This is a genomic window from Desulfovibrio legallii (genome assembly GCF_900102485.1).
GTDB classification, from domain to species: Bacteria; Desulfobacterota; Desulfovibrionia; order Desulfovibrionales; family Desulfovibrionaceae; genus Desulfovibrio; species Desulfovibrio legallii_A.
In genome coordinates this window covers 1-13744 of sequence record NZ_FNBX01000003.1, presented here as the reverse complement: position 1 = coordinate 13744, position 13744 = coordinate 1, and the positions used below count along the sequence as shown (strand labels likewise).

General features: G+C 63.7%; 10 protein-coding genes and 1 tRNA gene. 9 read left to right on the top strand and 2 right to left on the bottom strand.

Annotated elements, in window-relative coordinates:
* Nucleotides 1-1164 (top strand): serine hydrolase domain-containing protein, encoded by a 1164-nt coding sequence (locus tag BLS55_RS02435; RefSeq protein ID WP_180365374.1) that lies wholly within the window; start codon nucleotides 1-3, stop codon nucleotides 1162-1164.
* Between the two features lie 445 nt (nucleotides 1165-1609).
* Here the strand turns inward: BLS55_RS02435 and BLS55_RS02430 are convergent, their stop codons facing one another.
* The gene (locus BLS55_RS02430) at nucleotides 1610-3367 is read right to left on the bottom strand and encodes a methyltransferase domain-containing protein (protein ID WP_180365373.1); all 1758 of its coding nucleotides are present in this window, start codon (nucleotides 3365-3367) and stop codon (nucleotides 1610-1612) included.
* Between the two features lie 333 nt (nucleotides 3368-3700).
* On the opposite strand from BLS55_RS02430, the gene ppk1 reads away from it, so the two are divergent.
* On the top strand, nucleotides 3701-5821 hold the full coding sequence (gene ppk1, locus BLS55_RS02425; protein ID WP_092152951.1) for a polyphosphate kinase 1: 2121 nt from the start codon (nucleotides 3701-3703) through the stop codon (nucleotides 5819-5821).
* Nucleotides 5818-6744, top strand: coding sequence for a Ppx/GppA phosphatase family protein (locus tag BLS55_RS02420; RefSeq protein WP_092152779.1), 927 nt, complete (start codon nucleotides 5818-5820; stop codon nucleotides 6742-6744). The genes ppk1 and BLS55_RS02420 overlap by 4 nt, the downstream gene beginning before the upstream one ends.
* Nucleotides 6745-6857: 113 nt before the next feature.
* Here the strand turns inward: BLS55_RS02420 and BLS55_RS02415 are convergent.
* Nucleotides 6858-6951 (bottom strand) — tRNA-Sec (locus tag BLS55_RS02415).
* Nucleotides 6952-7351: 400 nt separating this feature from the next.
* On the opposite strand from BLS55_RS02415, the gene ftsH reads away from it, so the two are divergent.
* The 6 genes from ftsH to BLS55_RS02385 all read left to right on the top strand — a co-directional run.
* The gene (ftsH, locus tag BLS55_RS02410) at nucleotides 7352-9367 is read left to right on the top strand and encodes an ATP-dependent zinc metalloprotease FtsH (protein ID WP_092152778.1); all 2016 of its coding nucleotides are present in this window, start codon (nucleotides 7352-7354) and stop codon (nucleotides 9365-9367) included.
* Nucleotides 9354-10232, top strand: a complete 879-nt coding sequence (gene folP / locus BLS55_RS02405; RefSeq protein WP_092152777.1) for a dihydropteroate synthase — start codon at nucleotides 9354-9356, stop codon at nucleotides 10230-10232. Before ftsH ends, folP begins: the two co-directional genes overlap by 14 nt.
* Nucleotides 10233-10350: 118 nt before the next feature.
* On the top strand, nucleotides 10351-11088 hold the full coding sequence (gene cdaA / locus BLS55_RS02400; RefSeq protein ID WP_092152776.1) for a diadenylate cyclase CdaA: 738 nt from the start codon (nucleotides 10351-10353) through the stop codon (nucleotides 11086-11088).
* Complete coding sequence (locus BLS55_RS02395; RefSeq protein ID WP_092152775.1) at nucleotides 11075-12022, top strand: CdaR family protein; 948 nt, start codon at nucleotides 11075-11077, stop codon at nucleotides 12020-12022. Before cdaA ends, BLS55_RS02395 begins: the two co-directional genes overlap by 14 nt.
* A gap of 21 nt (nucleotides 12023-12043) precedes the next feature.
* Complete coding sequence (glmM, locus tag BLS55_RS02390; protein ID WP_092152774.1) at nucleotides 12044-13396, top strand: phosphoglucosamine mutase; 1353 nt, start codon at nucleotides 12044-12046, stop codon at nucleotides 13394-13396.
* 81 nt (nucleotides 13397-13477) lie between these two features.
* The coding region (locus BLS55_RS02385) for a transposase family protein (protein ID WP_143339500.1) at nucleotides 13478-13744 on the top strand (267 nt) is incomplete at its 3' end.

Here is a 13744-nt window from a genome sequence, read left to right as displayed (position 1 = left end):
GTGACTACTATCCATACTCGTGCCAAACGCGCCTGGCCGCCGCTATGGCCCCTGCTGTGCGGCGTACTCCTGCTGGCTTCCTGCGCGCCGCGCGGCGGCGTCAGCCCGGATGCTCACCCAAAGGCGCGTGCCGTGGTCAATGCTCTGGGCGCGGCATACGCCGCCCGACCGGAAATAGCCGGGCTTTCGCTGGCCGTGCTGCGCAAAGGTGAAGAAACGCCCATATGCGCCGCCTTTGGCAGCGCCTGCCTGGAAAACGCCGTGCCCATGACCCCGGAAACGCGCTGCAAAATCGGGTCCGTCACCAAGGTGTACACGGCAGCCCTCATCCACCGCCTTATGGAGGAGGGCAGGCTTGCCCCCCATACGCCTTTGTCCCGTTTCTTTCCGGACTTTCCCTACGGTGGGATCATTACGGTGCAGCACTTGCTGGAACACACTTCGGGCCTTGCGGACATGCTGCAGCTTGCCCCTGTGCGCGCCGACCTGACCCGCGCCTTTTCGGCTGAAGAAATCATGCGTATGGCCGGCAAGGAGCCTCTGGCTTTTGCGCCGGGCACGCGGCAGGCATACTGCAATACGGGCTACGTTATTCTGGCCCTTCTGACGGAGAAAATCACGGGGCAAACCTACGCGGCGCAGGTGCGAAAAATGTTTGTGGAAGGCCTGGGCATGCGCGGCCTTGTCGTCGGGGAAGACGCTGCCGTAACGCCCCGGCTGGCCTGCGGCTACACCCGCCTGAACGGGCAGTTCCGTCTGCCCCTGGCGGCCAGCATTTCCGTGGCCCTGGGCACGGGCGACCTTGTGGCCACGCCCGCAGATGTGGTGCGCCTTGTCAATCTGGACCGCATGTTGCAAAAAGACGTATTTGCGACACTGCCCCTGGCGCCCCTGGTCCTGCCCGACGGCCAGGAGGCTCTGTCCCCCGTGCAGGAGGAAGGCTACAGCACCAGCGAACTGGACGGCTGCACCTTTTTCCGCTTCACGGATCCGCCGTTGGAAGTGCTGGGCAAGTTGGGCCTCTTTCCCGGCTTCGGCACGGTCTATATGTATGACCGGCAAACGCGCTGCGCCGTAGCTGTGAGCGTGAATAACGAAAAGGCCACTCCCCTGGCCGTGGCCCTGGCGGTGGACGTGCTGCGCGCTCTGCGGCGCGCGCAATGACTGAGGCAAGAAGCGGGTTCACTGTTGACGCCGCCTGTCCCACGCCGAGGCGAACGCATTCCGAGGGCTGGTCTTCCACACCCAGGGCATTTCAACTTTGAAATTCCCTGGCGGCTGCGTGAGCAGGCGCCCGCTGTGGAGGCGTAAGCGCAATTTATTTGCGCTGTTAAGCGCCGAAACGAGCGTGCCTTAAACTTTGAGAACACAGATTCTCAAAGTTAATCTGCGCTATGGAGGGGCCGCCGGCCGCCACGGCCGTGCGTTCCAGCAGTTTTTTCAGCCTCTTTCAAGGTGGCCTGGGCGGTTGGCCGGAACCTGTTGTTATTCTGGATTCCGTGGCCGACAACAGCCGCGCCCGGCAAATGACCGCTCAGGACGATGCTGTGCTGCTGCAGTTTGCGACGAAGGAAGCAGCGGCGCGGGTACGGGCGAAGTCCGGCAGCGCTCAAATGTTCCCTTTGTCCACGCCAGCGTTCCCCCCTTCCTCATGTTCTTTCTGTGCCGCCCGCCAGGCGGCCAGGCGGGCGCGGCGCTGGGCCTCCAGCTGCGGACGGGCCTGGAGCAGACGGCGGTAGAGGGCTTCGCGCGCTGCTGTCTGGTGGTGGAACATGCGTTGGCGCGCCACATAGTCCAGGCCGCGCTTTTTGCGGGCGGCTAGGTCGTCCGGGTTGCGGCAGAGGTTCCGCACGGCTTTGCCCCAATCGCCTTCCGGAGGAACAAAGACGCCGATTTCGCGGTGTTCTGGGCGGGAAGCGTAGACCAGGGGAGAGCAGACGGGCACGACACCCGCGGCGCAACATTCCACAAACTTCAAGTCAGACTTGAACTTGTTGAAGGCAGTTTCGTTGAGGGGCAGCAGGGCCAGGTCACAGCTGGCCAGCACGCGCATGTAGTCGTGGTGGCGCAGGCGCGGGTGGAAGGTTTTGGGGATGCCGGCGGGCAGGTCGGCGTAAAGGTCCTGATCGTTGACCATAACCAGCTCCACGGCTTCGCCAAGGGCACGCAGAGCGGGGTAGAGGGTAGGGGCCATGGCGGCCCAGTCTTCCTGGCGATTGAAGGCCCCGAAAAAGATTCGGCAACGCGCGCCGTCCTTGGGGGTGGCCTGGGTGCAAGGCTCCAGACGGGATGCGGCGTTGGGCAGCACAAAAATATTGGGGTTGCAGGGACGCAGCATATCCGCCAGGAGGGGCGTGCTGCAGGTGACGGCGTGTACCGCCCGAAAGGCGTAAAAATCCGAATCCACATACTGCGGCCAGTGGTGGGGATCGTCGTCAATTTCCGAAATAACGACCCAGCCTGCGGCGATAAGCTCCTCCAGCCTGCGCTGCATGCCCGCCTCATGCAGAAAGTAGCGGTGAAAGATGTATACGCCGGGCCGCATGTCCGCGGGCAGCTCCAAGCTGGCGTGTCCGTAGGCCACTCGTACGCCGGGGCGGGTGGACAGGGCCGAAAGGGGCGCGTCAACGCGCGCCCGGGTGACGCCGCCCTGTTCCCGCAGCCCCAGCGCGGCCACGCTCAAAGGCGGTGGGGGCGCGGCGTTGCACCCCCGCACCAACCATTGGTAGGCGGCGGCGTTGCGCTGCACGGTTTCCGGATCAAGGCCAAGGCCCACGGCGGCGGCCTTCAGGCCTTGCAGGGCCGGGGCGGTTTTTTCCGGCCACAGGATGCGGGGGGCGACTTCCAGGGCGGCGAAGCCGGCTTTTTTGAACAGCCCGGCTATGGATTCCAGGGTAAAAAAGCGCAGATGGGTGCGGTCCAGAAGGCCGCTTTCTTCGTAGTTCCACCGGCCTTGCAAGAGCGCCAGGGCGACGGACCAGTGCGCCACATTGGGGATGCAGGCCGCGCAGAGGCCATCCGGCCGCAGCAGGCCGCGCAGGCTGGCCAGCGTGCGCCAAGGGTCGCGCAGGTGTTCCAGAACGTCGCCCAGCACCAGCACTGCATAGCCCCCTGGCGGGGCGGCGGCCGCCGCCGCCTTTACCGTTGCCTCTTCTTCGATGTCGCCGACAAGCACTGTGGGCAGACGGCGGGCGGCCTCTGCCGCCACAGGGGCCGAGAGCTCCACGCCCACATAGACGGCCCCAGGGTGCCGCGCCAGAAAGGCCGCGCCGAACCTGCCGCCGGCGCAGCCGATCTCCAGTACGCTTTCAGCAGTGACAGGGATTTTTTCCAGAAGTTCTGCATTGATATTGCTGAAATATCCCATGCGGGCTCCTTTGCGCCTGGCCGGGCGCGTGGGGGAATATCCCAGTACTTTTGGGAAAAAATCGGCCATTGTCAAAGGAAAACCTGTAGCGGCCGCGTCGGAGGCCCGCGGACGTGGCGCGAAGGCCATGCCGCTGTGGGGCCGCCATGCATTCCCGCCTCCAGTGAGATCCGGGCTGCGCGCGCCCCAGTGCGGGGCCCAAGCGCAACGCGGCACGGCGGTAGGCTGTTTGGCGTTATCGTATCCGTATTGTCGTCAAATGTTCACAATCCGCGCCTATAAGCCCTGGCAGACGTATAACAATGGAGCCAGGGAATGTACGACAGCGCAAAGATGAACAATCGTGAACTGAGCTGGCTATGCTTCAATGAACGTATTCTGCAGGAAGCCAGAGATCCGGCTACGCCGCTGGTGCAGCGGCTGCGCTTTCTCGGCATCTTTTCCAGCAATCAGGACGAATTCATCAGGGTGCGGGTGGCGGCCCTTGTGCGTCTGTGCCGGGCCAGAGATGCGCGGCGTCCGGTGCTGATGGGCGGATTCAGCCCGCAGGAGGCCCTGCGCCGCGTCAATGAAAAAGTCGCCGCGGGGCAGGCGGCCTTTGCCGCTACCTATGCGGAAGTTGTGAAGACCCTGGAAGAGCAGGGCATCCGCATGCGGGACGAGAGTCGGCTGACCACCGGGCAAGAGATTTTTTGCCGCGCCTATTTTACCGACGTCATCAAGCCGCAGCTCGTGCCCCTGATCCTCAACCGCAGCGCCAGGCTGCCCTTCCTGCAGGACAGCCACATCTACCACGCCGTCAAAATGTGCCCGACGGACAAGAAAAAAGCGCGTTATGCCATCCTCCGCATCCCTGTCAGCGCCGCCTGCCCCCGCTTTGTGGAGCTGCCTTCCCCATCGGGCTGCCATGACATCATTTTTGTGGACGACATCATCCGCCTTTGTCTGGACAATATCTTTTTTATGTTCAGCTACACGTCTATTGCCGCCTATACGTTCAAGGTGATGCGGGACGCCGAGCTTTCACTGGACGACGACGTCTCCAAAAGCCTGATCGAAAAAATGGAAGAAGGGCTGGAGCACCGCCTGCGCGGCAGGCCTGTGCGCCTGATCTATGATCGGGGCATGCCGGAAGACCTGCTTGTCCTGCTGACCTCAAAACTCAGCCTGAAGAACAGCGAGCTCGATCCTGGCGGCAGGCACCATATGATGCGCAGCCTGATGCACTTTCCCCGCGTACGGCCTGACCTGGAAAGCAACGTGCCGCCCCCTTTGGCGCACCCTGACCTGAAGCCGTTTTCCAGCATCCTCCGGGTAGTCAAAAAGAAGGACGTGCTGCTGCACTTCCCCTACCATGCCTTCAACCATCTGGTAGATTTTTTGGGAGAAGCGGCCATAGACCCCAAGGTAACGGCCATCAGCATCACCCTCTACCGCACGGCAGAGCAGTCCCGCGTCATCAATGCGCTGATCAACGCGGCCCAGAACGGCAAGCGCGTCACGGCCTTTGTGGAGCTGCTGGCCCGCTTTGACGAGGAGCGCAACGTCAAGACTGTAGATGCGCTGCGGCAGGGGGGCGTGCACATCATCCACAGCCTCAAGGATCTTAAGGTGCACTGCAAACTGGTGCTGGTGGAGCGCGCCGAAGGCCGGTGCACACGGGGATACGTCTATATCGGCACCGGCAATTTTAACGAAGATACGGCCCGGCTCTACAGCGACGTTGGCCTGCTCACCGCCGATTCCGCCTTTGCCGAGGACGCGCGTCGCATCTTCAGTGTGCTGCAAGCCTCGCACAAGCCGCTGGCGTGTACAGATTTGGTGGTATCCCCCTACAATATGCGTAATTTTTTCCGCAGATTGGTAGAAGTGGAGATCAAAAACGCTAAGGCCGGGCTGCCGGCGTATATTTTTCTTAAGCTCAACAGCCTTACGGACGAGGGCATGATCCGTCTACTGTACAAAGCCGGGGCCGCCGGCGTGGAGGTGCGGCTTATCGTGCGCGGGGCCTGCTGCCTCAAGCCGCAGGCCCAGGGTTTGAGCGAAAATATCTGGGCTGTCAGCATTGTGGACACATTTCTGGAGCACGCCCGCATCCTCATCTTTTGCAATAACGAGGAGGAAAAGGTCTATATCTCCAGCGCGGATTGGATGCCCAGGAACCTGGATCGGCGCATAGAGGTTGCGGCCCCGGTGCGTTGCCCCCAGCTGGCGCGGACCCTGCGGGATATTTTTGCCATACAATGGTCGGACAACGTCAAGGCCAGGGCGCTTGATGAAGGCTGCTGCAACAGATACCATACAGGCCTTACGGCGGTGCCCTGTCGTTCGCAGACCCTGATCTATGACTATTATGCCCGCAAAAACCTGCGGCGGAGCGCGCCCGCCGTTCAGGAGCGGGCGTCAGCCGCCGTCCGGAAGCGCGCTGCAAGCCGGAAGGGGGCGCGCCCATGAATCTGCAGACTGTGGCCGCGGTGGACGTGGGGTCCAACGCCGTGCGCTGCCTGATCAGCGATGTGCGTCGGTTTCAGCCCGACAAAGCGGTAAAAAAGTGCGCCTACCTGCGCATCCCGTTGCGGCTGGGGGCGGACGTGTTTGCCCGAGGGCGCATTTCCGAAGAGAAAAAAACGCTTTTTCGTGAGGCTATGCTGGCCCTGCTGCACCTGATGCGGGCCTATAGCGTGGACCACTACCGGATCTGCGCTACCAGCGCCATGCGCGACGCTGCTAACGGGCTGGATCTGCTGGCCGCCGTCAAGGACGACACCGGGCTTGAGATGAGCATCGTCTCCGGCCTTGAGGAAGCGGAAATTCTGTTTGAGGCCAATGTGTTTTCCCGCTGTCTGCGCACGGGGGAGGCGGCCCTGTATATAGATGTGGGCGGCGGCAGCACGGAGGTGGTCCTCGCCCGCGCCGGACGGCTGGTGGAGGCCTTCTCGTTTCAGCTCGGCACGCTGCGGCTGCTGGCCGGGGCTGTGGCAGCGGAAGAGCGCCGCCGCTTTACGCGCGAGCTGCGCCGCCTGGCGGCGGAATGGCGGCCCCGCAGCATCATTGCTACGGGCGGGAATATTAATAAAGCCGCTAAACTTCTTGATAAAAAGGAAGATCGCCTCACCAGCGTGGCGGAGTTGCGCGCCCTGCACGCCGCCCTGGAAGGCCTGGACGTGGAGGCGCGGATGTCCAGGTTCCGGCTCAACAGCTATCGGGCGGACGTCATCGTGCCCGCGCTGGAGATTTTTTTGAAAGCTGCGGATACGGCGGGCGTAATGCAGTTTGCGATTCCCAAAATCGGCCTTGTGGACGGCATCGTCCGGCATATGTGCCTGCATGCGGACGCGCGCCCGACGCTGAGCCCACCTGCCCCCATTGCACCGTAAGGCCGCGGCGTTTCCGGCTGCGGAGCCGGGAACGCAAAGCCCCCCATCGCAGCAGCGCGCGAGGGGGGCTTTCTGTCTGCGCCCGCCCTGAAAGCGGCCGCCAAAAAGCTCATTGGCGGAGGCGCATAGGGGTCGAACCTACCGCAGACGGTAAAGCCTGCCACCGGTTTTGAAGACCGGGCGCCACACCGGTGACGAAACGCCTCCGCATGAGCCCCAAATATAGGCAAAAAGTCCGTGCCGCGCAAGGGGCCTGGCGCGGCCTTGCGGCCGCGGCCAAACAGGCAGGCCCGAACCGGCCCGTTGCCGCACAGTACGGTCCATGCATATGGCCGCGGGGCGTTCACCCCCTACGCCGCGCCGTGCGGACAATCCGCGCGTCCTCTTTTTACGGAGCTTTGCCGCGTATGCGGCGGCTTTTGGCGGTCAACGCATTGCCAAGCGCTCTTGCGGACTTATATAAGCCCTCAGGGCCGCGCACACGGCTGCCAAGCCCCAAAGGCATTTGACACCGGGCGCAAACAGGTAGTATCCCGTTATGGGTGCGGGCCGTTTGTCCGGCCTTGGCCGTGCGCCCCCGCGTACGGAAAACGTTACGGAGGCAATGTTGAACCAGATAAGCCGCAACCTGATGCTCTGGGCGATTATCGTCCTGGCGATGGTCATGCTTTTCAATATGTTCCAGCAGCCGCAGGGCGTCATGCAGCGGGTGCCGTATTCTGACTTCCTCAGTCAGGTGGATAACGGACAGGTCATGTCCGTGACCATTCAGGGGCACACCCTTACCGGCAGGACCGCGGACGGCAAAACCGTGCAGACTTATGCGCCGCAGGATCTGGGCCTGGTCAACCGGCTTATCGAGAAAAAGGTTGAGGTCAAGGCCGAGCCGCCGGAAGAGCAGCCCTGGTACATGACCCTGCTGGTTTCCTGGTTCCCCATGTTGCTGCTGGTGGGCGTATGGATTTTTTTCATGCGTCAGATGCAGAGCGGCGGCGGCAAGGCCATGAGCTTCGGCCGCTCCCGCGCGCGCATGCTTAACCAGGACAGCGCGCGCGTCACTTTTGCCGACGTGGCCGGGGTGGACGAAGCCAAGGAAGAGCTCCAGGAAGTGGTGGAGTTTCTCTCCAACCCCAAAAAATTTACCCGCCTGGGCGGGCGCATACCCAAGGGCGTGCTGCTGGTGGGCCCTCCCGGCACGGGCAAGACCTTGCTGGCCCGCGCCGTGGCGGGCGAGGCCGGCGTGCCGTTTTTTTCCATTTCCGGCTCGGATTTTGTGGAGATGTTTGTGGGCGTGGGCGCTTCGCGCGTGCGCGACCTCTTTGTCCAGGGCAAAAAGAACGCGCCGTGTCTTATCTTTATTGACGAAATCGACGCCGTGGGCCGCCAGCGCGGCGCTGGCCTCGGCGGTGGTCACGATGAGCGGGAACAGACCCTGAACCAGCTCCTGGTGGAGATGGACGGCTTTGAAAGCAATGAGGGCGTCATCCTCATCGCCGCTACCAACCGTCCGGACGTGCTGGATCCGGCCCTGCTGCGCCCCGGCCGGTTTGACCGCCAGGTGGTGGTGCCCACCCCTGACCTGCGCGGCCGTCGCCGCATCCTTGAAGTTCACACCAAGCGCACCCCTCTGGCCGCCGATGTGGACCTGGAAGTGCTGGCCCGCGGCACGCCGGGCTTTTCCGGCGCGGATCTGGAAAATCTGGTCAATGAGGCGGCCCTGCAGGCGGCTAAGCTCAATCAGGAGCGCCTGGACATGCGCGATTTTGAGTACGCCAAGGACAAAGTGCTCATGGGCCGCGAGCGCCGCAGCCTGATTCTCTCGGAGGAAGAAAAGCGCATCACCGCCTATCACGAGGGCGGGCACGCCCTGTGTGCGCGTCTGCTGCCCGGATCCGACCCGGTGCACAAGGTCACCATCATCCCGCGTGGGCGGGCCCTGGGTGTGACCATGCAGCTGCCGGAAGAAGACCGCCACGGCTACTCGCGCTCGTATCTGCGCAATAATCTGGTGGTGCTGCTGGGCGGCCGCGTGGCGGAAGAAATCATTTTTGACGACATCACCACCGGCGCCTCCAACGATATTGAGCGCGTCACCAAGCTGGCCCGCAAAATGGTCTGCGAGTGGGGCATGAGCGAAGCCGTGGGCACGCTCGCCATCGGCGAAACGGGCGAGGAAGTCTTCATCGGCCGCGAATGGGTGCAGAACAAGAATTTCAGCGAAGACACCGCCCGCCTGGTGGATTCCGAAGTCAAGCGCATTGTGGAGGAAGCCCACAGTCGCTGCCTCAAACTCCTGCAGGACAATGTGGAGACCCTCCACCGCATTGCCGCCGCCCTGCTGGAGCGTGAAACCATCACCGGCGAAGACCTTGACCTTTTGCTGGATAACAAGGAGCTGCCCCCTTTGGACAGCAACGGCAAGCCCATCAAAACGGCCGCCCCGGAAGGCAAGGGCAACGCCCCCGCAGGGCACGACGGCCAGCCCCAGGCGGCCGCAGCGCCCGCCAAGGACGCGGACTTTACCCTGGAACCGGACACTGCCGCCCCCGCAGGGCACGACGGCCCCGACGACGCCCCGCAGCCGCACGACACCAAAGGGCCCGGAAGCAATGACGAAAAATAACGGTGCAGCCGTGGTCACGGCTGCGGCCTGGCACATCATGGGGGGGAGGGCGTTGACCACGCCCGCCCCCTTCGGCGTCATGGGCATTGTCAATCTCACGCCCGATTCTTTTTATGACGGCGGCCGGCACCCTTCCGGACCCGCGGGCCTGGCCCATGCCCTGAAGCTCCAGGCCCAGGGGGCGGATATCCTGGACCTGGGCGCGGAGTCCTCCCGCCCCGGCGCAGCCGCCGTGGAGCCGCAGGACGAGCTCGCCCGTCTTTTGCCCGTGCTGGCCGGGCTGCGCCGCCTGGCCCCCACGGCCGTCCTCTCCGTGGATACGTACCACGCCGCCACCGCGGCCGCCGTGCTGGACATGGGCGCGGCCATCATCAACGACATCTCGGCCTGCGCCTTTGACCCGGCTCTGCTGGACGTGCTGGTGCAGTACAGGCCCGGCTATGTGCTCATGCACAGCCAGGGGCGGCCCGACACCATGCAGCGCGACCCGCGCTATACGGATGTGCGGCGTGAGGTTGCGGCGTTTTTTGAGCGGGAAATGAACCGCCTGGTGCGCGCCGGGCTGCCGGAAAACCGGATTGTGCTGGACCCTGGCATCGGCTTCGGCAAGACGCTGGAGCACAACCTTACCCTGCTGGCCCACCCCGAAGACTGGCTGGCCCTGGGCCGTCCCGTGCTCATGGGGCTTTCCATGAAATCCGTGTTCGGCGGCCTGCTGGGCCTTCCCGCCACGGCCAGGGGCACGGCCACGGATACGGCCACGGCCCTTTTGCGGGCGCGGGGCGTCTTCTGGCACCGGGTGCACCGGGTGGCGGCGGCGCGGCACAGCCTTGCCGTGGCCACCGCCCTGACCGCCAGGCCGTAATCCGGCCAGCCGTCGTGCCGCGCGGGCGTTCGCTCTGCCTCTGGACATGGGGCCGCGGAGCGCGTATGGCACTGGCCACGGGACCACCTTCCCCCTCACTTCGCAGTAAGGATCGACTATGGGTTTGGAGCAAATTGCCTTTGACTGGCGCGATGCCATGGACATTGCCGTGGTCAGCGTGCTGCTCTACCAGGTCATTCAGATGCTGCGCAGTTCGCGTGCGCTGGCCGTGCTCACGGGGCTTGGCCTGCTCACGGTGCTCTATTTTGTTTCCAACATGCTGGGCCTGTACACCCTCACCTGGCTGCTGCAGCACATTTTCAGTTCCCTGTTTATTCTGATTGTCGTTATTTTTCAGTCCGACATCCGCCAGGCCCTGGGCGAAATGGGGGCCAGCCATCTGTTCCGCAAACGCGGCCTGCAACAGGACGCGGTGGAGGAGGTGGTGGCCGCCTGCGTGGAAATGGCCCGCCTGCGTGTGGGCGCGCTGATTGTGGTGGAGCGCAGCATGCGCCTGGGCGATATGATTGAGCGGGAGGGCGTGCGGGTGGATGCGCAGCTTTCCCGGCGGCTGCTCATGAATATTTTTTATCCCAAGGCCCCGCTGCACGACGGCGCAGTCATCCTGAGCCACGGGCGGATTATGGCGGCGGCCTGCATCCTGCCCCTGGCCGTGGCCAAAGGGCAGAGCTTCGGCACCCGGCACCGCGCGGCCCTGGGCATCACCAGGGAAAGCGACGCCGTGGCCATTGTGGTTTCCGAAGAGCGGGGCGAAATTTCTCTGGCCATGAAGGGCGAGCTGGTGCGTGCCCTGGACGCGGCCCGCTTGAGGCAGGTGCTCAATGAAATCGTCTGACCCCTCCCGCCGTCCGCCCCACCTGCTGTCGTTTCTGCTTTCCGTCCTCATCGCCGTGGGCATGTGGTACATGGTCAGCGTGCGCGACAGGCTGGAGGCCCAGTTTGAAGTCAACCTGGATTATTACGGCATCCCCGCCAACCTGGTTATTACCGACGGCCTCATCACCAAGGCTACCGTGCGCCTGCGCGGGCCGGAAACCTTGCTGCGCTCCGTTACCCAGCGCAAGCTCATCCAGGCGGTGAACCTTTCCAACATCAAAAAGGGCACCACCGTGGTGCCGCTTACGGCTGAGCACCTGGGCCCCGGCTTCCGCGCCTTTGAGCTCATTGACGTGCAGCCCCCGCGCATCGTCATCAAAGCGGACAATCTGCAGGAGCGCAGCGTGCCCGTGCGGGCCATTGTGGATTCCCCCCTCAAAGGCGGGGCGCTTACTGTGGAAAACGTGAGCGTGACGCCGGCCACCGTGGTGCTGCGCGGGCCCGAGGCCGTGGTGGAGGACATCGCCAACGTGCCCCTGACCATTATGCTGGACCCCAAAGCCGCCGGCACCACTGTGCACCAGACCATCCCGCTGGATACGCCCGGCATGGTCACGGCCAACCCCTCTTCCGTGCGGGTGCAGTACACCATCACCAGCGGCCGTACGGTGGTGAACCGGCGCTGCAAAATTGAAGTTTCCGGCGAGAACCGCCGCGCTTATACCGTTACGCCCGACGAAGTCAACGTTATGGTGGAGGTGCCCGAAGCGCTCGCCAAAAGCAGCAAATATCTCGGCCAGCTGGAGGTCAGCGTCACCCCGCCGGACCTGGACCCCGGAGAGAGCAAAAATGTGGAGCTGCGCTTCCGCCTGCCCGAAGGCATGACCCTGCTCAATCCCGTCACGGACGAAGCGACGGTGACCCGTAAGAACCCCGCCGAGAAAAAACCTTAGACCGCAATCCAGAGGCAGAATATGGCTGAACGTCTTTTTGGCACGGATGGTCTGCGCGGCACGGTCAACACGGCCCCCATGACTGTGGACGTGGCCCTGCGCCTGGGCCTGGCCGCCGGGGTGCGCTTCCGCCGGGGCGAGCACCAGCACAAGGTGGTCATCGGCAAGGATACGCGCCTTTCGGGTTATATGCTTGAATCGGCCCTCACGGCCGGGCTCTGCGCCGCGGGCATGCACGTCATTATGACCGGGCCTTTGCCCACGCCGGCCATTTCCTTCCTCACGCGCAGCATGCGCGCGGATCTGGGCGTGGTTATTTCCGCCTCGCACAATCCTTTTCAGGACAACGGCATCAAGTTCTTTGACGCCGAAGGCTACAAGCTGCCTGACGAAACCGAGGACGAAATTGCCGCCATGGTGCTGGATCCCGGCTTTGCCTGGCCGTACCCCGACGCGCGCGGCGTTGGGCGGGCCACCAAGATCGAAGACGCCGGGGGCCGCTACATCGTCTATACCAAAAGCTGCTTTCCCCCGCAGCTGACCCTCTCCGGTCTGCGCATCGTGGTGGATTGCGCCAACGGTGCCAGTTACAAGGTGGCCCCCCTGGCTCTGGAAGAGCTGGGGGCCGAGGTTTTTCGCCTGGGCACCGGGCCCAACGGCACCAACATTAATGAGCACTGCGGCTCCCTGCACCCGGAAGTGGTGGCCGCCAAGGTGCGCGAGGTGCGGGCCGACGTGGGGCTGGCCCTGGACGGCGACGCCGATCGGCTTATTGTGGTGGACGAGCACGGCGTCGTTCTGGACGGCGATCAGCTCATGGCCATGTGCGCCCAGGCCATGATGGCCCGCGGGGAGCTGCCGGGCAATTTGCTGGTGGCCACGGCCATGAGCAATATGGCCCTGGAAATTTTTATGCGCGAGCACGGCGGCACGCTGCTGCGCACCAAGGTGGGCGACAGGTACGTCATGGAGGCCATGCGCCGCGAGGGGGCCATGCTGGGTGGGGAGCAGTCCGGCCACCTGATTTTCCACCGCTACAGCACCACGGGCGACGGCCTGCTGGCGGCCCTGCAGATTCTGCGCATTATGCGCGAGAAGGAGAAGCCCCTTTCACAGCTGGCCGGGCTGCTCACGCCCCTGCCCCAGACCCTGGTCAACGTGCGGGTGGAAAAACGCCTGCCCTTTGCGGAGCGTCCGGCCATCGGCGAAGCCGTGGCCCAGGTGGAAAAGGAACTGGCCGGCCGCGGCCGCGTGCTGCTGCGCTATTCCGGCACGGAGGCCCTGTGCCGGGTTATGGTGGAAGGCGAAAATCCCGACAAAGTCCGGCAGTACGCTCAGGATCTGGCCGCCGTGGTGGAGCGCGAACTGCGCTGACCCCGCGCGTCTTTTTGTTTTTGGCTCTTCCGGGTTTTCCGTGGGTAGCTGATCTGCTAATGTCCTTCCCGGAGGGCACCAATGAAGGATACGGACCTATATTTTCGGATTCTCGGGCTGACCGAGCCCTGGTTTGTTGAGGCTGTTGAACTGGACACGGCGGAAGGTCGGGTAGACATCCGCGTGGAGCATGGTCCTGGTGTTCGCTGGTTTTGCCCTACTTGTGGTCGAGAGCTGGCTTGCCGCGACCATGCCGAGCCTCGTGTCTGGCGCCATCTGGACACGTGCCAGTTCAAGACGTTCCTGCATGCTCGGATTCCCCGAGTGGACTGCCCCGAGCATGGCGTC